Source organism: Polaromonas sp. AET17H-212 (assembly GCF_002379085.1).
GTDB lineage: Bacteria > Pseudomonadota > Gammaproteobacteria > Burkholderiales > Burkholderiaceae_C > Polaromonas.
Map to the genome: position 1 here is coordinate 250,531 of NZ_NBZW01000003.1, position 21,301 is coordinate 271,831.

18 protein-coding genes and 1 tRNA gene are annotated in these 21,301 nt (G+C 64.5%); 7 read left to right on the forward strand and 12 right to left on the reverse strand.

Going from position 1 to position 21,301, the window contains the following annotated elements:
• Positions 1-548: 548 nt before the first annotated feature.
• Entirely contained in the window at positions 549-1,907 is a 1,359-nt protein-coding gene (ffh, locus tag B7G53_RS05185; protein WP_096664520.1) for a signal recognition particle protein, read from the forward strand.
• Between the two features lie 102 nt (positions 1,908-2,009).
• On the opposite strand, the gene mdoH is transcribed toward ffh, so the two are convergent.
• From mdoH to B7G53_RS05230, 9 genes are all read right to left on the reverse strand, one after another.
• Positions 2,010-3,980 carry a glucans biosynthesis glucosyltransferase MdoH gene (gene mdoH, locus B7G53_RS05190; RefSeq protein ID WP_096664523.1) on the reverse strand — a complete coding sequence of 657 codons (1,971 nt, stop codon included), beginning with the start codon at positions 3,978-3,980 and terminating at the stop codon, positions 2,010-2,012.
• A complete protein-coding gene (locus B7G53_RS05195) occupies positions 3,956-5,533 on the reverse strand; it encodes a glucan biosynthesis protein G (protein ID WP_096664526.1) in 1,578 nt (525 codons plus the stop codon). Before B7G53_RS05195 ends, mdoH begins: the two co-directional genes overlap by 25 nt.
• Positions 5,534-5,693: 160 nt before the next feature.
• Positions 5,694-7,115, reverse strand: coding sequence for a sigma 54-interacting transcriptional regulator (locus tag B7G53_RS05200; protein ID WP_096664529.1), 1,422 nt, complete (start codon positions 7,113-7,115; stop codon positions 5,694-5,696).
• Complete coding sequence (locus tag B7G53_RS05205) at positions 7,112-7,741, reverse strand: hypothetical protein (RefSeq protein ID WP_096664532.1); 630 nt, start codon at positions 7,739-7,741, stop codon at positions 7,112-7,114. Before B7G53_RS05205 ends, B7G53_RS05200 begins: the two co-directional genes overlap by 4 nt.
• The gene (locus B7G53_RS05210; protein ID WP_096664535.1) at positions 7,725-9,146 is read right to left on the reverse strand and encodes a sensor histidine kinase; all 1,422 of its coding nucleotides are present in this window, start codon (positions 9,144-9,146) and stop codon (positions 7,725-7,727) included. The genes B7G53_RS05205 and B7G53_RS05210 overlap by 17 nt, the downstream gene beginning before the upstream one ends.
• Before the next feature lie 36 nt (positions 9,147-9,182).
• Positions 9,183-10,529: a tRNA (N6-isopentenyl adenosine(37)-C2)-methylthiotransferase MiaB gene (gene miaB, locus B7G53_RS05215; protein WP_096664538.1), complete on the reverse strand. Its 1,347-nt coding sequence runs from the start codon at positions 10,527-10,529 to the stop codon at positions 9,183-9,185.
• A gap of 96 nt (positions 10,530-10,625) precedes the next feature.
• The gene (locus B7G53_RS05220; RefSeq protein WP_255249914.1) at positions 10,626-11,087 is read right to left on the reverse strand and encodes a hypothetical protein; all 462 of its coding nucleotides are present in this window, start codon (positions 11,085-11,087) and stop codon (positions 10,626-10,628) included.
• Between the two features lie 68 nt (positions 11,088-11,155).
• A tRNA-Met gene (locus tag B7G53_RS05225) sits at positions 11,156-11,232 on the reverse strand.
• Between the two features lie 258 nt (positions 11,233-11,490).
• On the reverse strand, positions 11,491-12,267 hold the full coding sequence (locus B7G53_RS05230) for an enoyl-CoA hydratase (RefSeq protein ID WP_096664651.1): 777 nt from the start codon (positions 12,265-12,267) through the stop codon (positions 11,491-11,493).
• A 133-nt stretch (positions 12,268-12,400) separates the two neighbouring features.
• Here B7G53_RS05230 and B7G53_RS05235 point away from each other — a divergent pair, with 133 nt between their 5' ends.
• From B7G53_RS05235 to B7G53_RS05250, 4 genes are all read left to right on the forward strand, one after another.
• Positions 12,401-13,216: an enoyl-CoA hydratase-related protein gene (locus B7G53_RS05235; protein ID WP_096664541.1), complete on the forward strand. Its 816-nt coding sequence runs from the start codon at positions 12,401-12,403 to the stop codon at positions 13,214-13,216.
• Entirely contained in the window at positions 13,217-13,651 is a 435-nt protein-coding gene (gene paaI / locus B7G53_RS05240; protein ID WP_096664543.1) for a hydroxyphenylacetyl-CoA thioesterase PaaI, read from the forward strand.
• Entirely contained in the window at positions 13,648-14,940 is a 1,293-nt protein-coding gene (gene paaK, locus B7G53_RS05245; RefSeq protein ID WP_096664546.1) for a phenylacetate--CoA ligase PaaK, read from the forward strand. Before paaI ends, paaK begins: the two co-directional genes overlap by 4 nt.
• 93 nt (positions 14,941-15,033) lie before the next feature.
• Positions 15,034-15,549: a hypothetical protein gene (locus tag B7G53_RS05250; protein WP_096664550.1), complete on the forward strand. Its 516-nt coding sequence runs from the start codon at positions 15,034-15,036 to the stop codon at positions 15,547-15,549.
• A gap of 9 nt (positions 15,550-15,558) precedes the next feature.
• Here B7G53_RS05250 and B7G53_RS05255 read toward each other — a convergent pair whose 3' ends face one another.
• The 3 genes from B7G53_RS05255 to B7G53_RS05265 form a co-directional block, all read right to left on the reverse strand.
• The gene (locus B7G53_RS05255) at positions 15,559-17,391 is read right to left on the reverse strand and encodes a M61 family metallopeptidase (RefSeq protein ID WP_096664553.1); all 1,833 of its coding nucleotides are present in this window, start codon (positions 17,389-17,391) and stop codon (positions 15,559-15,561) included.
• Between the two features lie 152 nt (positions 17,392-17,543).
• The gene (locus B7G53_RS05260; RefSeq protein WP_096664556.1) at positions 17,544-18,260 is read right to left on the reverse strand and encodes a DsbC family protein; all 717 of its coding nucleotides are present in this window, start codon (positions 18,258-18,260) and stop codon (positions 17,544-17,546) included.
• An 82-nt stretch (positions 18,261-18,342) separates the two neighbouring features.
• The gene (locus B7G53_RS05265; RefSeq protein ID WP_096664559.1) at positions 18,343-19,482 is read right to left on the reverse strand and encodes an FAD-dependent monooxygenase; all 1,140 of its coding nucleotides are present in this window, start codon (positions 19,480-19,482) and stop codon (positions 18,343-18,345) included.
• 87 nt (positions 19,483-19,569) lie between these two features.
• On the opposite strand from B7G53_RS05265, the gene B7G53_RS05270 reads away from it, so the two are divergent.
• Together B7G53_RS05270 and B7G53_RS05275 are read left to right on the forward strand one after the other, a co-directional pair.
• Complete coding sequence (locus tag B7G53_RS05270; protein WP_096664562.1) at positions 19,570-20,466, forward strand: MOSC domain-containing protein; 897 nt, start codon at positions 19,570-19,572, stop codon at positions 20,464-20,466.
• A gap of 353 nt (positions 20,467-20,819) precedes the next feature.
• Positions 20,820-21,176: a rhodanese-like domain-containing protein gene (locus B7G53_RS05275; RefSeq protein ID WP_096664565.1), complete on the forward strand. Its 357-nt coding sequence runs from the start codon at positions 20,820-20,822 to the stop codon at positions 21,174-21,176.
• Positions 21,177-21,301 lie beyond the last annotated feature (125 nt).

Consider the following 21,301-nt stretch of genomic DNA (forward strand, 5'->3'; position numbering starts at 1 on the left):
TACCCCAGCAATCCACCCGCGTCCTAGTCGTGGGATTGGGACTGACTCGCATCAGCCTTATGTGCTTTCGCACGGATTGTTTAACCGTAGCTCCGCACCCCCGGATTGCTCCAGACGCACGTACAGTTGAGGTCACGCCGTTCCAGACGTGGTTTTGATGGAAAACAAGACACAGAGAGCGGTTGCGCTCTCACACCAGCACTTACTTGTACAAACTAGTTTGCAACAAGGTGTAGCAAGGCCTTTCCTCTCGGAAATTTGTCTCTAATTGGCAACGGAGTTACGTCCCTTGAGGACGTAACTCACCATTACCGCACCCTGAGAGTGCGGGCTGGAGCAGCCAAATTAGAGCCATTTGGCTGCTACAAAGTTAGCCCTTCTTAGGGGGCGGAATGGAGCCTCCTGAGAGGGAAACCATTCACTGATATAGTCGGTTTCAAGAACCGAATGAGGCGACTTCGAGTCGCACCATGGCTACAGTTTAGCTTCTGCGCCAGACGCTTGGTCCTTCTTTCACTTCCTTTTCGCTCCAGTTGTGGAGCTTATTCATGGCCTCTGCCCTTACCGACAAACTCTCCCGCCTCGTCCAGGAAATGCGCGGCCAGGCCCGCATCACCGAATCCAATGTGCAGGACATGCTGCGCGAGGTGCGCATGGCGCTGCTCGAAGCCGACGTGGCGTTGCCCGTGGTGCGCGACTTCATTGCCCGCGTCAAGGAAAAGGCGCTGGGCCAGGAGGTGATGAGTTCGCTGTCGCCGGGGCAGGTGCTGGTCAGCATCGTCAACCGGGAACTGGCCGCGACCATGGGCGAGGGCGTCAGCGACATCAATCTGGCGGCCCAGCCGCCGGCGGTGATCCTGATGGCCGGCCTGCAGGGCGCGGGCAAGACCACCACCACCGCCAAGCTGGCCAAGCACCTGATCGAAAAGCGCAAGAAAAAGGTGCTGACGGTTTCGGGCGACGTGTACCGTCCGGCGGCCATCGAGCAGCTCAAGACCGTGACGAAACAGGCCGGTGCCGAATGGTTTCCAAGCACGGCCGACCAGAAGCCGGTGGACATCGCGCTGGCCGCGCTTGATTACGCGCGCAAGCATTTCTTCGACGTGCTGCTGGTCGACACCGCCGGCCGCCTGGCGATCGACGAAGCATTGATGGCCGAGATCAAGGCACTGCATGCAGCGCTGAACCCGGTTGAAACCCTGTTTGTTGTGGACGCGATGCAGGGCCAGGACGCCATCAACACGGCCAAGGCCTTCAAGGAAGCGCTGCCGCTGACCGGCATCATCCTGACCAAGACCGACGGCGACTCGCGCGGCGGTGCGGCCTTGAGCGTTCGGCAGATCACCGGCGCGCCGATCAAGTTCTCGGGCACCAGCGAAAAAATCGACGGGCTGGAAGTCTTCGATGCCCAGCGCCACGCGGGCCGCATTCTCGGCATGGGCGATATCGTCGCGCTGGTCGAGCAGGTCACGGCCGGCGTGGACATGGCAGCGGCGCAAAAACTCGCCGCCAAGATGAAGTCCGGCAGCGGCTTTGACCTCAACGACTTTTTAAGCCAGCTGCAGCAGATGAAAAGCATGGGCGGCCTGTCCAGCCTGCTCGACAAGCTGCCGGCGCAGATGGCGGCCAAGGCCGGCCAGGTCGACATGGACAAGGCCGAAAAAGATATTCGCCGCAAGGAAGGCATCATCCAGAGCATGACGCCGCTGGAGCGCCGCAAGCCCGAACTCATCAAGGCCACGCGCAAGCGCCGCATTGCCGCGGGCTCGGGTGTGCAGGTTCAGGAGGTCAACCGCCTGCTCAACGAGTTCGAGCAGATGCAGACCATGATGAAAAAGATGAAGGGCGGCAGCATGATGAAAATGATGAAGCGCATGGGCGGCATGAAGGGTATGCCGAAGTTCTGAGGTACCCCTCCGTTCTTCATGAAAATTGCCATTGGCCCAATAAAAACGGGCGCCATTAGCTATCTATTTGATAGCTAATGGCGCCCGTTGGCTTTCACTGGCCTAAATGGCCCTGAGCCGTGGCCGCACCTGCTGGCTGGCATGCAGCCAGGCGCGGCGCAAGACCGCCGGTGATTTTGTTTCTTCGGGAATCAGCAGATAGTTGTTGGCGCGCATGGCCGTCCCGACGCCGACCTTGCTGGTCAGCACGGTCATCGGGATGGCCAGCAACAAAGGCAGACCGACCGGCAGCAGCCAGACCAGCGCGCTGGCGTCAATCAACGTGATGCCGGCGGCGAGCAGCACAATCACTGCGCTCATGGGGGCCAGCTGCTGCAGGGCAACACGCCAGGGCACGGCCGCCGCTTCACGCGGAGGCGACTTCCATTCCAGCTTCAGGCCGGTCAGCGCGACCAGCACAAACAGCGAGTGCGCCAGCATGCGGATCGGCGCCTGCAGCAGGGCGATCAGCGTTTCGAGCAGCGCGCTGCGCAGCAGGCTGGCGGTGCCGCCGTAGGCCTGCTGCTGGCGGTTGATCAGCACCGCTGCGATGCCCAGCAGGCGCGGCAAAAACAGCATGGACAAGGTCCATGCCCACAAGGTCAGCAGCTCACCGGGCAACAGCGCCCAGTCACTGACCATGGGTGTGCCCGAGAGCCACAGCGCCGTCCCCAGCGTCAGGAAACACAGCCACAAGGGCGCCGAGAGGTAGGCCATGGCGCCCGTGCCGAACATCGAGCGGTGCACCGGGTGAATGCCGGGCTCGGCGATCAGGCGCGAGTTCTGCAGGTTGCCCTGGCACCAGCGGCGGTCGCGCTGCAGTTCGGCCAGCAGGTCGGGCGGCTGCTGTTCGTAGCTGCCCACCAGGTCGGCCACCAGCCAGACGTGGTAGCCGGCACGGCGCATCAGCGCGGCTTCGACAAAGTCGTGCGACATGATGCTGCCCGACATGCCGCCGGTGCCCGGGATGCGCGCCAGCGCGCAGTGCTGCATGAAGGGCGCGATGCGGATGATGGCGTTATGGCCCCAGTAGTGCGACTCGCCCATCTGCCAGAACTGCATGCCCAGCGTGAACAGGCGCCCCGTCACGCGCGAGGCGAATTGCTGCGCGCGTGCATGCAGCGTCACATGGCCGATGGCCTGGGTGGCGGTCTGGATGATGCCGGCGCTCGGGTTGGCTTCCATCAGCTTGACCATGGCCACCAGGCAGTCACCGCTCATCACGCTGTCGGCATCGAGCACCACCATGTAGCGGTAGTCCTTGCCCCAGCGGCGGCAGAAGTCGGCCACGTTGCCGGCCTTGCGGTCGGTGCGGCGCTTGCGCAGGCGGTAGTAGACCTCGATCCGGGGCTGGTCGGGCTGGGCGGCCAGCTGGGTGCGCAGGTCTTCCCAGGCGGCGCGTTCGGCCTTCTGGGTGGCCGGGTGGCTGGTGTCGGACAGCACAAACACGTCGAAGGCTTTCACCTGGCCGGTCGCTGCGACGGATTCGCAGGTGGCACGCAGCCCCGCGAACACGCTGCGCACATCCTCGTTGCAGATCGGCATGATGATCGCCGTCCGGGTACCGGCATCGAGTGCATGGTGCTGGACCTGTTTGGCCGACAGGGCATGTTTGTCGCCGCGTATCGTCACGTAAAAACCCATCATCGCCGTCATGAAGCCGGTGACCACCCAGGCGGACAGCAGCGCAAACAGCACGAGCTGGCCGTACTGCAGCCAGGCGCTGTCGTAGGCGGGCTGCATGTCGGCAAACAGGCTGGTGGCCAGCACGGTGCTGAGCAGCGTCAGCAGCACGAAGACGGCCCGGCGCCGCGCAGCGGCCTGTTGCCAGGGTGCGCGTGCCGGGAGGGGGGCAGGATGGGCCTGTCTGGACCGCGCCAGGCCCAGCGTGGCCGTGCCCAGGCTGTTCCAGAAACCACGCCAGGGGCGCGGCACCATCGATCCGCGGTGTAGCGGCGGCGCGGTGACCGAGTTCGGATGGCGTTCTTCGCGCAGCAGGCTGCGGGGGGTCAGGGTGTGATCAGGTTGGTCCATGTTTCGGTCAGTGTGTGGTTGTCATGTTGGAGAAAGGCGCGCAGCTCGATAGGCTGGGCGCTCTGGTTGGCAGGGGGGGCGAGGCGCTGCACGCGCAGGTTCATGCGCCAGGTGCCGGTGGCCGGGTTGCGGTAAGCGATGCTTTCGACGACGCGGGCGTTGCTGCCGGCCGTGGTGATGGCCTCCACCCTGGCGCTCTCGGGCAACGCGTCCAGGGCCGGTCCGGCAAAGTCGATGACAAACTGGGTCTGCTGGCCCAGGGCCTCGGCGCTGAGCTTGCTGTAGCCGGTGCCGCGGCGCGACTGGGTGACCCAGCCGTTGGGCGGGCGTTGCTGGTTCTTGCCCTGCCAGCCAATCTGCCACGCGAGGTTCAGCGACTCGCCGGGGGCGGGCATTTTTTCCGGCACCCAGTAGGCGGCCACGTTGTCATGGGTTTCGTCCGGCGTCGCAAACTGCAGCAGCTCGACGCGGCCCGCGCCCCAGTCGCCCAAGGGGGTCACCCATGCGCTGGGCCGCAGCTCGTACCGGGCTTCGGTGTCTTCGTAGCTGGCGAAGGCGCGGTCACGCTGCATCAGGCCAAAACCCTTGAGGCTTTTCATGCTGAAAGAGGTCACCAGCGGGGAAACCGGGTTCTGCAGCGGACGCCATAACCATTCACCTTCCCCGGTGGCCACCATCAGGCCGTCAGAGTCATGCACTTCGGGCCGGAAGTCGCCCGCGCGGGGCTGGTTTTCACCGAAGAAAAACATGCTGGTCAGCGGCGCCACACCCAGGGTGGCGACGCGGGGGCCGGCGCCTGCGCGCATGAAGATACGGGCATGCACCTCGGTGACGGTCTCTTCGCCGGGGCGGATGTCAAAGCGGTAGGCGCCTGTCATGCGCGCCGAATCCAGCAGGGCATAGACCGTGACCTGCTTTGCACCGGAGGCCGGTTTTTCGAGCCAGAAATCGGTGAAGCGCGGAAACTCTTCCTGCTTGGCGCCAGTGGGGTCGACCGCCAGGCCGCGGGCCGACAGGCCGTAACGCTGGCCGGCACCCAGGGCGCGGAAGTAGCTGGCGCCCAGAAAGGCAATCAACTCATCCTTGTAGGCGGGCGAATTGAGCGAGGTGTGGAGGCGGAACCCGGCATGGCCGATGTCGCCCCAGCGTGCCGGATTCAGCTGGTTCTTGCCGTAGCTGAAGTCGTCGGCGCTGTAGCGCAGCAACTTGTTGCCCTGGGCAGACAACTCGTGGATGTGCACCGCTTCGGTCTGCCGGCCGACATGGAAAAATTTGGCTTCGTAGGGCAGCTGGTCGGCGCGCCACAAGGCTTTGTCGTCCTTGAAACGGATGTCACGCAGGCCGTCATAGTCGAGGGCCGCCAGTTCGGCGGGAACAGCGGGACGCGGCTGCTGGTAAGGGGTTTGCGCACGTTTTTGCGCCAGGGCGGCCACGTCGTCCAGGGTCCAGGCATGAGCACTGGCCAGTGCTGCACACAGGCCCAGGAGGGCAAAAAAGCGGGCTGGCAGTGCGTGCAGGAAAGGCGCGGTAAAACGGGGAAAAACAGCTTGCATGGGTTGACTAGGGCAAACCCTGTGCCAACCTGAAAAAGTTGTTTTAAATCAACGGCTTGAAGAGGTTCCATGGCGCCGTCGTGGATCCGGACCGGAAAAGAGGCCGATGAACCCCTGTTTTTGTCGCCTCCGGACGACAACTGTTTGCCATAAAAGGAATTTAGTATTTGGAATCAGGGGCTTGGCCCTGTCGCTCCTCGGCGACAGAATCAGAGGCGGCATTCGCCGGGTCGGTTTTGAAGTGGCCCGGCGTCAGGCTGTGTTTTTGCAGCAGGCGGTAAAACTCGGTGCGGTTGCGGTCTGCCAGCCGGGCGGCGTCGGCCACGTTGCCGTCGGTCAGCTTGAGCAGGCCGACCAGGTACTCGTGCTCGAAGCGCTGGCGTGCTTCGGCCAGGGTGAGCACCTGCACACTGGGCGAGCGCAACGCGCGTTGAATCAGGGTCAGAGGGATCAGCGGTGTGCTGGCCAGCGCGCACACCTGTTCGACCACGTTGTAGAGCTGGCGCACGTTGCCCGGCCAGGCGGCCGTGTTCAGGGCCTTGATCGCTTCCGGCGCAAAGCCGCTCAGGCGCTTGCCGTATTTTCCGGCCAGCTTGACGAGAAAATGATTGGCCAGCAGCGCGATGTCTTCGCGCCGTTCGGACAGGGGGGGCAGGGTCAGCGTGACCACATTGAGCCGGTAATACAGGTCGGTGCGGAACTGGCCTTCGGCCATGGCCGCTTCGAGGTCCCGGTGGGTTGCCGACAGAATGCGCACATCGACCGGGATGGACTGGCTGGACCCCAGCGGCCGGACGGTGCGCTCCTGCAGCACCCGCAACAGCTTGACCTGCAAGGCCAGCGGCATGTCACCGATTTCATCGAGCAGCAGGGTGCCGCCTTCGGCGGCCTGGAACAATCCCTTGTGGTTGGCCGAGGCGTCGGTGAAGGCGCCCTTGACGTGGCCAAAAAGTTCGGACTCGAGCAGGGCTTCGGGAATGGCGCCGCAGTTCACGGCAATGAACGGGCGGGCGGCACGCGGGCTGGCCTGGTGAATCGCCTGGGCCAGCAGCTCCTTGCCGGTACCGCTTTCGCCGCGCAGCATCACGCTGGCGTCCGACTGGGCCACCATGCGCGCCTCGGCCAGGGTTTCGGCCATGCGGCTGGAACGGCTGATGAAGCCACTTTGCCAGGCCGGCGACTGGCCGGGCGGGACGGACGGCACTGGCGCGCTCAGCGACAGGGCCTGGGCAATCTTGTCGAGCAGACCCTTGCCGTCAAACGGCTTGGTCAGGTAGGTGAACACGCCGCGTTCGGTGGCCTCCACCGCATCGGGAATCGTGCCGTGGGCCGTCAGCAGAATCACCGGCAGCGAGGGGTGCTGGCTGCGGATTTCGTCAAACAGCGCCAGGCCGTCCTTGCCGGGCAGGCGCACGTCGCTGAGCACCAGCTGCGGGCGCTCGATCTCGAGTTGGCTCAGGGCGGCTTCGGCCGAACTCACGGCGCTGACGCGGTAACCAGCGGCTGTCAGCCGCATGGTCAGCAGGCGCAGCATGTCGGCGTCGTCGTCGACAACCAGCAGGTGGGCTTTGGGCGCAGTCATGGGCTCGGTGGCCGGGTGCGGCCGCGCGGGGACGATGCCGGAGCCGCCGCGGGGCGGTTGCTCAGGCTGCGTTCGATTTCCTTGAGGGCGTCGAGTTTGTCCTGGGTCTGTTCGAGGCGGCGCTGCAGCTCGCGCAGTTGCTGGTTCTGCCGGTCCAGCTGGTCTTCGGCCCGCCGTTGCTCGGCAAAACGTGTGGCCAGCAGGCGCGCCAGGGCATGCAGCGGCCGGGCTTCCTCGCTGTTGTTGGCCAGGGCGCGCTGCAGCAGGTCCTGCGCGCGCACCAGATCGGGCAGTTGCCGGGTCTGGCTCAGCGTGAGCGCCAGGCGCAGCTGGTCGCCTGCTGACACAGCGTTGCCGAGCCGGGTGATTTCCTGGGCCAGTTCGGGGCCAGGCAGGCTGCGCAGCCGGTCGGCGTAGGCCAGCAGGGGGGTGACGGCGTCTGCCTCCGAAGGCGCGGCGTTGGACGGCGCTGCCGGCGCTGCAGGGGCCGGTTTCGTCGCGGTCACCATGCCTGGCCCGGCCGGCGAACGGGCCGGCACGGTGCAGCCGGCCGCCAGGCTGAGGGCCAGCGCCCAGGGCAGGGCGCGGCAGAAGACGGGGCCGCAGGCCTCAAGACTTGAAAGCATGGGGAAGTTCTATCCTGAAATGTGCACCCGGGCCGTCCGGCAGCAACTGCACCCGGCCCCCATGGGCAGCAATGTACTCGTGGACGATGGACAGCCCAATGCCGCTGCCCCGCACCACTTGCGGTGGCTGCCGTTCACCGCGGTAAAAGGGTTCAAAAATGCGCGCCTGGTCGCCGTAGGCGATGCCGGGGCCTTCGTCGTCCATGTCGATATGCACGACGTCGGCGAACTGGCTCAACCGGATGCGTATCCTGCCTCCGGCCGGAGAAAACCGGATGGCGTTGGACAGCAGGTTGGCAATGGCGGTTCCCAGCTTGTCGCGGTCCACCTCGGCCTGCAGCGCCGGGCCTTCGACGCTGACCTGCAGATCGCGCGCGCGCCACTGCAGGCGCTGGCCTTCCACCTGTTCTTCGATGAGTTGCAGCAGGTCGGTTTTTTCCCGGCGCAACTGGCGTGCCTCGAAGGCTGCCGCGTTGAAGCGCAGCAGGTCCTCGATCTGGCCCTGCAGCAGGCCGGTGTTGTGGCGCAGGATTTTGGCCACTTCCCGCTGGTTGGCGCTGAGCTCGCCGGCCACGCCGTCTTCCAGCAGCGACACGCCCTCGCGCAGCGACGCCAGCGGGGTTTTGAGTTCGTGCGAGACATGGCGCAAAAACCGCGACTTGTCGGCGTCCAGCTCCACCAGCCGCAGCCGCAGCCATTCCAGCCGTTGTCCGACCAGCTGCAAGTCGGCCGGACCGTCGATGCGGATGGCCTCGTCCAGGCGGTTTTCGCCGAGGCCGATGATGGCCTTTTCCAGGCGGTTGAGCGGACGCGTGAGCCAGATGCCGAACGCCAGCGCCATCAGGACGGCCAGCGCGATCGCGCCCAGCACCTGTTGCGTCAATTGCCGGCGGCGGTTTTCCAGCGTGTCGAGCAGGCTGCGGTTTTGCCTGGCAATGGTTTGCCGGACCTGCTGCGCAATCGCCGCGTTGATGCGGTCCAGTTCGCGGAATTCCTGCGCGACCTGCCGGTCCCGGTCGAGCGCGGTATCGGGCGAACCGGACAGCAGCGCGGTGACGGCCTGCAGGTGGTTCTTCCAGTCGCTGACCAGGGCAGTGGGCACGTTTTGCGGACCCAGCCGCGCCAGCACGGTTCTGGCATCGGCGGCGGCCTCGTCGAAGCGCTCGCGCAGCACGCGGTCGGACAATACCAGCGACTGGCGCGCCGTGCGTTCCATCGCCACGCTGCGTTCGTCCAGGGACTGGGCGGCCGCACTGAGGTCGAGCGCGCGCACCGCGCCGTCGCGGCTTTGCATCGTGAGTTGCTCCAGCGTGAACACGGCGCGCAGCGAGGCGGCCGCCAGCAGGCCGGCAATCAGCAAAAAGGCGGCCACCAGCAACTGGCGGAAGGAAACGCGCTCAAGCATGGGGGTTCCTTGCCGGCGGGTTCACTGCGCGTGGTTTCAAACGGTCAGTGCGGGCGCTTCATGGTGCAGCACGTCGCCGCGCAGGGAGCGTTGGGAGGCTTCGGTGATGGTCACGTCCACCATCTGGCCGATCAGCCGGGGCAGGCCCCTGAAGTTGACAACGCGGTTGCATTCGGTGCGGCCCATCAGCTCGGTCGGGTCCTTGCGGGAGGCCCCTTCGACGAGGATGCGCTGCACCGTGCCCTGACGGCTGGCGCTGATGGCACGCACGCTGTCGTCGATGGCGGCCTGCAGGCGCTGCAGCCGCGCGAGCTTGACCTCGTGCGGCGTGTCGTCGGTCAGGTTGGCCGCGGGCGTCCCCGGCCGCGGGCTGAAGATGAAGCTGAACGAGGTGTCGTAGCCGATGTCGTCGATCAGCTTCATCATCTTGCCGAAGTCGTCCTCGGTCTCGCCGGGAAACCCGACGATGAAGTCGCTGCTCATGGCCAGGTCGGGGCGGATCGCGCGCAGTTTGCGGATGGTGCTCTTGTATTCCATCGCCGTGTAGCCGCGTTTCATCGCCATCAGGATGCGGTCGGAGCCGTGCTGCACCGGCAGGTGCAGGTGGTTCACCAGCTTGGGCAGCTTGCCGTAGGCGTCGATCAGGCGCTGCGTGAACTCATTGGGGTGGCTGGTGACATAACGGATGCGCTCGATGCCGGGAATGTCGGAGACGTATTCGAGCAGGGTGGCGAAATCGGCGATGTCGGCGCTGCTGCCCATGGGGCCGCGGTAGGCGTTGACGTTCTGCCCCAGCAGCGTGACTTCACGCACGCCCTGGTCGGCCAGGCCCGCCACTTCCACCAGCACGTCCTCGAACGGACGCGAGACTTCCTCGCCGCGCGTGTAGGGCACGACGCAGTAGCTGCAGTATTTGGAGCAGCCTTCCATGATGCTGACAAAGGCGCTGGGGCCTTCCACGCGGGCCGGCGGCAGGTGGTCGAATTTTTCAATTTCGGGAAAGCTGATGTCCACCTGCGATTTGCCCAGGCTGATGCGCCTGGCCAGCAGGTCCGGCAGGCGGTGCAGGGTCTGCGGGCCGAACACCACATCGACATAGGGCGCGCGCTCGATGATGGCGTCGCCCTCCTGGCTGGCCACGCAGCCGCCGACGCCGATCAGCACGCCCTTTTTTTTCAGATGTTTGACCCGGCCGAGGTCGCTGAACACCTTTTCCTGCGCCTTTTCGCGCACCGAGCAGGTGTTGAACAGGATCAGGTCGGCCTCGTCCACATTGCTGGTGGGCTCGTAACCTTGGGCGGCGTGCAGCACGTCGGACATCTTGTCCGAGTCGTACTCGTTCATCTGGCAGCCGAAGGTTTTGATAAAGACTTTTTTGCTCATGGATTTGCTATCAAAATGGGAGCTGATTGCGCCCGTCAATAAAGGGCTAGGGCCTTTTTTGTTCTAAAAACGGCTGACGGGCCGGCGCGGAGCCGGCTACTGCTGGTAGCGGGGCAGCTGGTTGTAAGGGGTCTTGCCGTCGTCCTGCGGCGCGGCTTCGCCCTCGAAGCTGAAGAGGAAATTGCGCGTGGACAGGCCGGCGCGTTTTTCCCTGGCTTCCTCGGCGGTCAGCACCCAGACCTCGTGGACCAGACCGGCGCTGTCGCGGGTGTAGTTGACCAGCAACTCCTGGCCCAGCAGGGCGCCCGACAACACATAGTTGTTGTTGACGTTGCGGATGCGTGCACCGGGCGACAGGCGGTCGGCCTTGCCGTTGAGGCTGATGTCGGGTGGTGCCCGGACCACCAGCAGGCCGCGCAGGGCAGCCTTGGGGAAATTGCGGACGCTGGGGACTTCGTCGGTCTGGGCCAGCGCCGGCGTGGCGAACAGGCTCGCCAGCGTCAGCAGGATGGCGATCAGCGTGGCCGGCAAGGAGAGGAGGGGCAGGCAGCGTTTCATGGTGTATGTCCAGAGGCTGTGAAGTAACAAAGCCCCAGAGGATCAACCTCTGGGGCTCCGCGAAACCGTGGTGGTGATAGGTGGACTTGAACCACCGACATCAGCATTATGAATGCTGCGCTCTAACCAACTGAGCTATATCACCGCGCGTCGCAGATTATAGCCAAACCTGAACGGACTTTCACGCGATGCGCTCCACATTGAGAAACTGCGGGGTTCTTCAGTCAAGCAGGGGCCGCGGAACCGGCTTCGCCGGGCCGCAGGCGCAGCGGCCCCGAGGGGCTGGAGCCTGCGGCTCCAAAGCTGCCTGCGCAGCTTTGGACAGGCGACAGAGGCGAAGCGTCCCGCGAGCCGCGGCCTGCAAGGCCTCGGGAGCGACACGCAGTGCGCGACCGTGGGGGCTCTACCTGTGCTTGAACACTGGCTTGCGCTTGTTGACAAAAGCGTCCATGCCTTCCTTCTGGTCCTCGGTGGCAAAGGTCGCGTGGAACAGGCGCCGCTCGAACATGATGCCGTCGGCCAGGGTGCCTTCATAGGCGCGGTTCACGGCTTCCTTGGCGGCCATCACGGCAATCTGACCGTAGTCGCAGATCTGCAGCGCGGCGCCCAGCGCTTCTTCCATGAGCTTGTCCAGCGGCACGACACGGCTGACGAGCCCGCTGCGTTCGGCTTCCACGGCATCCATCATGCGGCCGGTCAGGACCAGGTCCATGGCCTTGGCCTTGCCGACGGCGCGCGGCAGGCGTTGCGTGCCGCCCGAGCCGGGGATGATGCCGAGCTTGATTTCAGGCTGACCGAACCGGGCGTTGTCGGCGGCAATGATGAAGTCGCACATCATGGCCAGCTCACAGCCGCCGCCAAGTGCAAAGCCGCTGACGGCGGCGATCACCGGCTTGCGGATGCTGCGGATCTGCTCCCAGTTGCGCGTGATGTAGTCGCCCTTGTAGACGTCGGCAAAGCTGTAGCTCGCCATCGCGCCGATGTCGGCGCCGGCCGCAAAGGCTTTTTCGCTGCCGGTCAGGATCATGCAGCCGATGTTGTCGTCCGCGTCGAAAGCCTTGAGCGCAGCGCCCAGCTCGTCCATCAGCTGGTCGTTGAGTGCATTGAGTTGTTTCGGCCGGTTCAGGGTGACGATGGCCACGCGGCCTTCGGTGCGGGTCTGGATCAATTCATAAGTCATGGCGGGTTCCTTTTGAGGCTGAATCATGCCACGATCTTTTTGCCTGGCCAGCGCGTCGCAAGGTGGAAAAGCAAGGGAAAACATTGACCGACCTGACGGTCGGTTAATGCTAGATTCGTGACAGGAGATGCTTATGACCGATGTCCCTTCCGAACCTGCCGTGCTGTTGTCCACACAGGGCGCCGTGGCGCTTGTGACGCTGAACCGGCCGCAGGCCCTGAACAGTTTTACCCGCCAGATGCACCAGCAACTCTGGACCGCGCTGGACGCCGTGGAGGCCGATCTATCGCTGCGCGCCCTCGTGATCACTGGCGCCGGCCGCGGTTTCTGCGCCGGTGCCGATCTGGCCGAGTTCGACTTTGCGCCCGGCCCCAACCTTGTCGAACGTGCCGACCCCGGTCCCATCATCGACCAGGCCTTCAACCCGACGGTGCGGCGCCTGCAGAAACTGCGCGTGCCGACGATTGCCGCCGTGAACGGCGTGGCCGCCGGGGCGGGCGCCTCGCTGGCCATGACCTGCGACCTGGCGATTGCCGCGCCGGGTGCCAGCTTCATCCAGGCCTTCAGCAAGATCGGCCTGGTGCCCGATGCGGGCGGCTCCTGGTTTCTGGTCAAGCGCCTGGGCCTGGCGCGGGCGCTGGGGCTGGCCATGCTGGGCGACAAGCTCAGCGCGAAGGATGCGAAGGAGTGGGGAATGATCTGGGACGTGGCCGGCGAGGGCGAAGACTGCCTGGACAAGGCGATGGCGCTGGCCGCACGCCTGGCCGTCATGCCGACCCGCGCCCTGGTGGAGACGCGGCGCCTGCTCAGCGAGGGCGCCAGCCGGGGCCTGGATGCCCAGCTGGACCAGGAGCGCGACACCCAGTCGGCGCTGGGTCGCACCCACGATTACATCGAAGGCGTGATGGCCTTCCTCGAGAAGCGCCCGCCAGCGTTCAGGGGCAACTAGATGGATGCCCAGCAGCTGGCCCGCGCGGTGGGCGAATCCATGTTTGCCGCCGACAGTGCCTCGCGCGACTTCATGCAGATGGAGCTGGTGTCCTGCGCACCCGGCCGTGCGGTGATGCGCATGGCCGTGCGTGAGCCCATGCTCAACGGCCACAAGATCTGCCACGGCGGACTGATCTTTACGCTGGCCGACTCGACCTTTGCCTTTGCCTGCAACAGCTACAACAAGGTCGCGGTGGCGGCGGGTTGCAGCATCGAGTTCCTCAGACCCGGCCAGCTCGGTGATGTGCTGACCTGTGAAGGGGTGGAGCAGACGCTGCAGGGCCGGCATGGGATTTACGACATGAAGGTCAGCAACCAGCGCGGCGAGGTGATTGCGATGTTCCGTGGGAAAAGCGCGCAGATTGCAGGCCACGTGATTCCGGAGAACCCATGACAAGTTTTCCGCTCGAACCGATTGAGAAGGCCAGCCTCGACGAACTGCGCGCCCTGCAGCTCAAGCGCCTGCAGTCGACGCTGCAGCATGCCTACCGGCATTCCCCGGTCTACCAGGCCAAGTTCGATGCTGCCGGTGTTCACCCCGGGGACTGCAAGTCGCTGGCTGACCTGGCGAAGTTTCCCTTCACCACCAAACACGACCTGCGTGCCAGCTATCCCTTCGGCATGTTTGCGGTGCCGCGCGAGCAGTGTGTGCGTATTCACGCGTCCAGCGGCACCACCGGCAAGCCGACCGTGGTGGCATACACAAAAAATGACGTCGACATGTGGGCCGGCTGTGTCGCCCGCAGCATACGCGCGGCGGGCGCGCGGCCCGGCGACCTGGTGCACATCAGTTACGGCTACGGCCTGTTCACGGGCGGGCTGGGCGCGCATTACGGTGCCGAGAAGCTGGGCCTGACCGTCGTGCCGTTTGGTGGCGGGCAGACCGAGCGGCAGGTGCAGCTGATCACCGATTTCAAGCCCGACATCATCATGGTGACGCCCAGCTACATGCTGGCGATCGCCGACGAATTTGAAAAGCAGGGCTTGTCCGCCGCCGATGCCAGCCTGCGCATCGGCATTTTTGGTGCCGAACCCTGGACCAACGACATGCGTCATGCGATTGAAAAACGCATGGGGCTGGATGCGGTGGACATCTATGGCCTGAGCGAGGTCATCGGCCCGGGCGTGGCCAGCGAGTGTGTGGAAACCAAGGACGGCCCGACCATCTGGGAGGACCATTTCTACCCCGAGATCATCGATCCCGTCAGCGGTGAACTGCTGCCCGACGGCGAGATCGGCGAGCTGGTGTTCACCAGCCTGAGCAAGGAAGCGTTGCCCATCATCCGCTACCGCACACGCGACCTCACGCGCCTGTTGCCCGGCACGGCGCGCAGCATGCGTCGCATGGAGAAGATCACGGGCCGCAGCGACGACATGATGATCGTGCGCGGCGTCAACGTGTTTCCAACGCAGATCGAGGAGTTGATCCTCAAGCGCCATGAGCTTGCGCCGCATTACCAGTGCATTCTGACCCGCGAGGGCAGCATGGACTGCCTGCGTGTGGCCGTGGAGACCCGCCCCGGTCTGGCGCCCGACAGCCCGTCCGCGCGGGCAGCGGCTGATGTGCTGCAGCATGAGATCAAGGCCTACATCGGGACCAGTGTGGATATCGAGTTGCGTGCCGAGGGCGGTGTGGAGCGCAGTCTGGGCAAGGCCAAGCGGGTGCTGGACCGCCGGCATTGAGCGGCGCTTCCGGGTTTTCCGGGGTAAGCACCCTCTCGACGCTGTACGGTTTTGGTTCTAGACTGATTTGATAACTGGTTACAGGAGGTTGCCATGCCGGACAAGCAAGTGATCTATCAAAAAACGCAGAAGGGAACGGAGGCGGTTGCAAACCGGCATTCCGGCCTGGCCCCCAGACTGCGTTCCCTGTTGATCATGGTCGATGGCAAAAGAACCTACGCAGAACTGACCACCATGGCCGCGGCGCTCGGCGATCCGCAGCGTCTCTCAGAACTCGAAGCCGAGGGCCTGGTGGCGCCGGCAGTGGCCGAAGAAAAAACCATGCCGGCCGCGCTGGAGCCGGCCGATGTTCCGCCTAAGCCCGCCGCAGCAGCACCGCCGCAGCGTGCGGCCAACCTGGCGCAGGCGCAGCGTTTCTCCTCGCATTTGCTGGAGCACCTGCTCGGTCCGATGGCCGAGCCGCTGTGCATCAAGATCGAGGGCGCACGCGATCTCGCCGATTTTGTCGCCGTGATCAAGCGGGCCCGCGAGATCGTTCGCGAGATCAAGGGCGCCGCCGAAGCCGAGCGTTTTGTGGCCAAAATCGAAGCGCAGATGCCTGCTGGCTGAATCCCGGGCTCAGGCGGCGGGCACCAGCCACTTTTTCACCAGCGCCGCGTCCTTGGCCAGCAGCCGCCAGGTGGTCGTGTCCGGCGGCATCGTCAACTCCAGCCGAAGCAGGCGCTTGTCGCGCGCAACCAGCGCCGTGACTTTTTTACTGGGTCCGGCGTACAGCGGCAACTCATCGAGTTTGCCCAGGCGCCAGCCCGGGTTGGGCGGCTGGGCCGCTTTTCGGCCCTTTCCGGTCACAGGTATTTCGAGGCCCAGCCATTCGTCGCCGGCGGCAAAGCCGGCCTGTTCGGCCGCACCGCCGCGCAATACCGTCTTGATCTGGATGCCGTCCGTTTCCTGCACCCGCAGGCCCAACGCCTGCGCCAGCTGTGCCGGCTCCTCCAGCACCGCGACGCCGTGGCGTTGCAGCAGGTCTTTCAGCGGCAGCTCGCCCGTGCCATGCACCCAGCTGGCGATTTCCGCCGCATAAGAGCGGCCGCCGACCTCCAGCAGTGCGGCGGCGAAATCCGCCTCGCTCATCACGCCGCCGCGGCAACGCAGCCACAGCTTGCGCATCACGTCGTCCAGCGTGGCCGGTGTGGCGCTCTTGCTTTCAGCGCGCAGGCTCAGGTCAAAACACAGGGCGACCAACGCGCCTTTGGTGTAATAGCTGACCGTGGCATTCGGCGTGTTTTCATCCTGGCGGTAATACTTGACCCAGGCGTCAAAACTGGCCTGTGCCACCGACTGCACCAACCGCCCCGGGGTCTGCATCACCTGGTTGATGGTCCGGTTCAGAAGTTTCAGATAAGCCGCTTCATCGATCAGGCCGGCGCGGCACAGGACCAGGTCGTCGTAATAACTGGCGAAGCCTTCAAAAAACCAGAGCAGCTGCGTGTAGTTTTCACGGTCATAGTCGTAGTTGCCGAACTCTGCAGGGCGCAGGCGCTTGACGTTCCAGGTGTGGAAATATTCATGGCTGATCAGCCCGCGCAGCGTGGTGTACCCCTCGGGGAGCTTGCTGCTGCCCAGGCGCGGCAAGTCCTGGCGTTTGCAGATCAGCGCGGTGGAGTTGCGGTGCTCCAGCCCGCCGTAACCGTCGTCCACGGCGTTGAGCATGAACAGGTAATTTTTATACGGCGGCTTTTTGCCGCCGTGCCAGAAGCGTATCTGGGCTTCGCAGATTTTCCGGGCATCGGCCAGCAGCCGGGCGCCGTCAAAGCTGGCCGTGGCGCCGGCCACCACAAAGCGGTGCGGCACACCGCAGGCCACAAAAGAGCCGCTCCAGAAGCTCCCCATCTCGACCGGGCCATCCACCAGTTCGTCGTAGTTGGTGGCCAGGTAGCTGCCGAAGCCCTGCTTGTCGACCTGCAGCGGGCTCAGGCCGGTGGCCAAGGACCAGCCGCTGATGGCCGGCGCAGCCATCACTTCAAGCAGGTGCGGCGCCTGGTCCTGGCCATCGACCCGCAGGCACAGGGAGCTGCCGTTGAAGAAGCCGCGGCCCGCGTCCAGCGAGGCCGTGCGTACCGAGTTGTCGTTGGCATAAACCTCGTAGACCAGCACCAGCGGCTTGTCCGCGTTGCAGCGGATCTGCCAGCTGCATTTGTCGAGCTGTGCGATCTGGCCGGCAGGCAGCGCCCGGGCGCCTTGCCGTGCCCGCAGGCCCTGCAGGTTTTTCGAAAATTCGCGCACCAGGTAACTGCCGGGAATCCACACTGGCAGCGCCACCCGCTGCAGCGCGGCGGGCCGGGCAATGGTCAGGGTGACACGGAACAGATGGGCGTGGAGGTCGGCGATCTCGACGCGGTAGTGGACCCCGGCGGATGGCGTTCCGGAGGGCTTGGCGGAAGGTTTGGGCATAGGCGCAAAGAATACCGCATCGGCCGGAGCGCGCCCTGGTGTTCCGGCGGCTGGCGGCTGGATTTATTGCTATTGAAAAAAGAGCGGCTTCCGCCCGAATACAAAGGGCGGAGGCCCTGTTTTGTGCATGAACCCAGGCGGCCGGACCGGGTTTACTGGACCTTGGCGTCGCTCAGGTATTTCTCGACCTGCTGGGCGCTGATGGCGCCGGGCACGCGCGAGCCGTCGGCAAAAATCAGCGTCGGGGTGCCGGTGATGCGGTATTTTTTGCCGAACTCGACGTTGCGCGCCACCGCGCCGGCGTCGCAACTGGCATTGGCGACCGGCTGGTCACGCACCATCAGGTCCTGCCAGGCCTTGGCCTTGTCCTTGGCGCACCAGATGTTTTTGGACTTTTCCGCCGAATCCGGACTCAGGATGGGATACAGAAACATGTAGATGGTCACGTCACTGACCTTTTGCATGTCACGTTCAAAACGCTTGCAGTAGCCGCAGTTCGGATCCTCAAACACGGCCACCTTGCGCTTGCCGTTGCCGCGCACAATGGTGAAGGCGTCTTTCAGCGGGAGCGCATCAAAAGACACGGCGTTGAGCTTGTCGACGCGTTCTTCCGTCAGGTTGCGCCTGACCTTGGTGTCGATCAGGTTGCCCTGGAGCAGGTAGTTGCCCTCGGCATCGGTGTAAAAAATATCGCTGCCATTGACGCGCACCTCGTACAGGCCGGCCATGGGCGTCTTGCTGATCTCGTCGATCCTGGGCAGGTTGGGCAGGCGTTCGGCCAGGTTCTTGCGGATGGCCGCTTCCTGCGCAAAGGCGCCCAGGCTCAGGGCCAGCAGGGTGCCGGTCAGGATGGTCTTGAACAGTGTCATTGTTTTCCAGTCTGTGTGATGAACTCTCACGCCTTTCACAGCGTTTCTCTCCGTGTCTTGCCCCGCCCGGCCCAAGGGCCGCTCATCCCGGGCGCTGCGGCGATGAACCCATGGCCTGGCGCGTGACCCATTCCTTCAGCGGTCCGCTGCGCGCAAAACCTTTCATGCCCCAATTGCGCAAGGCCTGCCAGCGCACGTCGGTTTGCGCGAACAGGCCGTGTAATCCATCCGTCACCGCGCCCATGGCCGCCACTTCGGCCTTGCGCGAACGTTCATAACGCCGCAACAGCTTTTCGTCGCCCAGGCCGCGCCAGTATTCGCGCCCGTGAATCACGGCCGCGAGTCCGGCCGCATCGGCCAGGCCCAGGTTCAGGCCCTGGCCCGCCAGCGGATGCACGGCATGGGCGGCGTCCCCGGCCAGCGCCCAGCCCGGACCGACCCAGCGTTCGGCCCGCGACAGCGCCAGTGGCCAGCTCGACAGGCTGCTCGCCAACTGCAGGCAACCTGCTTCGGCGCCGCAGACGGTTTGCACCGCCGCGGAAAATTCTTCCGGCTTCAACTTCTCCAGCGCGGCTGCGCGCTCTACAGAGACAGACCAGACCAGCGCCACAGAGTTCCCGTCGGCACCGCCAATCGGCAAAAGAGCCAGAATTTCGCCGTTGTGGAACCACTGGCGGGCCACCCCCCGGTGCGCCACGTCGCTTTGCAGGCGGGCGGCAATGGCTTTTTGCGGATAGGGCTTGATGATCCATTGCACGCCGAACTCGTTGCGGCTGGTGCTTTTCTGGCCCTCGCAGATGACCGTGAGCGCGGCCTTGACAGGCGCCTCCACGGTTTCTATCTGCGGCTGGTAACGCACGGCTTCGGCCAGCTGCTGCTCCAGCGCCGGTACATCGACGATCCAGGCCAGGGCCGGGTCGGTGCTGCCTTGCGGGGCTGCAAAATCAAGCCGGCCCCCGTCGTCGCCCCAGACGCGCATTTCCAGCACCGGCGTGGCTGCCGGCGCCTCGGGCCAGGTCCGCAGCGAGGCCAGCAGTTGCCGCGAGGCGCTGTTGAGGGCGTAGGCCCGCACATCCTGCGGGACGGCGGGTTCCGCCGGGTTGCCGGCCGGCGCGGGCCGGGCAACCAGCGCCACGTGCAGGCGCTCGCGCGCCAGCAGCAGCGCCAGGGTACGGCCGACCACACCGCCACCGCGGATACACACATCAAAAGGCTTGGACATGGCTCATTTTAGAAGGCAGGGCAAAATCGTCCCCAGTCGGTGCATCTTGAACTGAATTTTTGAAGGGTTTGACACGTGCGTGAATCAATGAGCGAAACATCGGGCCCCGCGGCGGGCGACGTCGCGGCGGTGATCACCGGGCTGTGGGTTTATCCCGTCAAGTCCTGCGCCGGAGTGCAGGTGCAGGAAGTCCTGCTGACGGAAACCGGGCTGGAGTTTGACCGGGCCTGGATGGTGGTCGATGCGCAGGGCGCCTTTCTGACGCAGCGTGAGTTGCCGCGCATGGCGCTGATCCAGCCCCAGCTCAAGTACCACGACATGGTCCTGCGTGCTCCGGGCATGCTGGCGCTGCACATCGCCCTCGACCAGGTGCAGGAGCCGGTGCGCGTGACGATCTGGGACGACGAGGTCAAGGCTTACGACATGGGGCCCATCGCTGCCCAGTGGTTCAGCGATTTCCTCGGCGTGAAGGCGCGGCTGGTACGTTTTGATCCTGACGAAATGCGCGCGTCTAATCTGCAGTGGACCGGGGGCCTGGAGGCCCTCAACCAGTTCAGCGATGGCTACCCGGTGCTGGTGCTCAGCGAGGCCTCGCTGGCAGGGCTCAATGACAAGCTGCAGGCCGGCGCTCATGCCGCTGTCGGCATGGCACGCTTCCGGCCGAATATCGTGATCGGCGATGCGCCCGGTGCCAGCGAACTGGCGCCGCACGATGAGGACCGGCTCAACCTGCTGGAGATTGTGACGGAACAAGGCGTGGCGCAACTCAAGCCGGTCAAGCCCTGTTCGCGCTGCCCGATTCCCAACATCGACCCCGCCACGGCGCAGAGCAGCCCCGAGGTCGGCGACACCCTGCAGCGCTACCGGCAGGACCCGCGCCTCCAGGGGGCTGTGAGTTTTGGCATGAATGCCATCGTGCTGCAGGGCAACGACTACCTGCTCAGGGTGGGGCAAAGCATCACGGCCAGCTACAACTTCGACTGAACCTTGCCGCTGGCTGGGCTGGCATACACTTCCCGGGCTGCTGTGGAAGGTTTTTTTCATGAGCCTGAAGTGCGGTGTTGCAGGCTTGGCCAACTCGGTAACTCGCCCCGTTGAACGCCTTGACCAAGGCGGCCACTGCAGCGGAAAACGACCCCCGCAGGCTGGACGATCTGAGAAGGCCAATGGCATCAAGCACTTCCGGAAACGCATCAAGGTCAGGCGTCAAAGCCAGGACAAAAGCTCCCGTCGAAAACGCCTTAACCGGATGAGGCGGGCATGGAAGGGCCGCTGTTTTCGCTTGTCCATCGCTACTTCTACTTCAATTTCATCAATTCAGTCGAACAAGGATTTATATGGATTTACTGGGTCTTTTTGAAAAGTATTGGCCATTCATGGCTCTGGTGCTCTGGTTTTCGTACAGGTGGTGGAATTCAAAAAGAGTCATTGCCATGCTGCCGGAACTCAGGAAGAACGGCGCGATCTTTGTTGACGTCAGGTCAGCCGGGGAGTTCGCAAGTGGGAATGCCCCCGGAACAATCAACATCCCCCTGCCGGAGCTGGGCAGCAGGCTCGGTGAGATACCCAAGTCCACCCCGGTTGTTCTCTGCTGTGCCAGTGGAACACGAAGTGGCATGGCCAAACTGATGCTGAGGAAGAAGGGCTACCGGAACGTTTATAACGTCGGGACCTGGAGCAAGTTGTTGGGCTAGTCACTTCGTTTGTCCAGTGCGTCATCCTGATCCGAGACAGGGTCAGACGCACGCCGAAGCCGCAAGGTCCCCGATCTCTGAAGGATGCGTCCATCGGTTGCGGTCGCGCGAAGTAGCAAGGATTC

Bases quoted from the DNA above. Each gene is read 5' to 3' on its own strand.
- ffh (WP_096664520.1), top strand. From the start codon at position 549: ATGGCCTCTGCCCTTACCGACAAACTCTCCCGCCTCGTCCAGGAAATG.
- mdoH (WP_096664523.1), bottom strand. From the start codon at position 3,980: ATGGACCAACCTGATCACACCCTGACCCCCCGCAGCCTGCTGCGCGAA.
- B7G53_RS05195 (WP_096664526.1), bottom strand. From the start codon at position 5,533: ATGCAAGCTGTTTTTCCCCGTTTTACCGCGCCTTTCCTGCACGCACTG.
- B7G53_RS05200 (WP_096664529.1), bottom strand. From the start codon at position 7,115: ATGACTGCGCCCAAAGCCCACCTGCTGGTTGTCGACGACGACGCCGAC.
- B7G53_RS05205 (WP_096664532.1), bottom strand. From the start codon at position 7,741: ATGCTTTCAAGTCTTGAGGCCTGCGGCCCCGTCTTCTGCCGCGCCCTG.
- B7G53_RS05210 (WP_096664535.1), bottom strand. From the start codon at position 9,146: ATGCTTGAGCGCGTTTCCTTCCGCCAGTTGCTGGTGGCCGCCTTTTTG.
- miaB (WP_096664538.1), bottom strand. From the start codon at position 10,529: ATGAGCAAAAAAGTCTTTATCAAAACCTTCGGCTGCCAGATGAACGAG.
- B7G53_RS05220 (WP_255249914.1), bottom strand. From the start codon at position 11,087: ATGAAACGCTGCCTGCCCCTCCTCTCCTTGCCGGCCACGCTGATCGCC.
- B7G53_RS05230 (WP_096664651.1), bottom strand. From the start codon at position 12,267: ATGACTTATGAATTGATCCAGACCCGCACCGAAGGCCGCGTGGCCATC.
- B7G53_RS05235 (WP_096664541.1), top strand. From the start codon at position 12,401: ATGACCGATGTCCCTTCCGAACCTGCCGTGCTGTTGTCCACACAGGGC.
- paaI (WP_096664543.1), top strand. From the start codon at position 13,217: ATGGATGCCCAGCAGCTGGCCCGCGCGGTGGGCGAATCCATGTTTGCC.
- paaK (WP_096664546.1), top strand. From the start codon at position 13,648: ATGACAAGTTTTCCGCTCGAACCGATTGAGAAGGCCAGCCTCGACGAA.
- B7G53_RS05250 (WP_096664550.1), top strand. From the start codon at position 15,034: ATGCCGGACAAGCAAGTGATCTATCAAAAAACGCAGAAGGGAACGGAG.
- B7G53_RS05255 (WP_096664553.1), bottom strand. From the start codon at position 17,391: ATGCCCAAACCTTCCGCCAAGCCCTCCGGAACGCCATCCGCCGGGGTC.
- B7G53_RS05260 (WP_096664556.1), bottom strand. From the start codon at position 18,260: ATGACACTGTTCAAGACCATCCTGACCGGCACCCTGCTGGCCCTGAGC.
- B7G53_RS05265 (WP_096664559.1), bottom strand. From the start codon at position 19,482: ATGTCCAAGCCTTTTGATGTGTGTATCCGCGGTGGCGGTGTGGTCGGC.
- B7G53_RS05270 (WP_096664562.1), top strand. From the start codon at position 19,570: ATGAGCGAAACATCGGGCCCCGCGGCGGGCGACGTCGCGGCGGTGATC.
- B7G53_RS05275 (WP_096664565.1), top strand. From the start codon at position 20,820: ATGGATTTACTGGGTCTTTTTGAAAAGTATTGGCCATTCATGGCTCTG.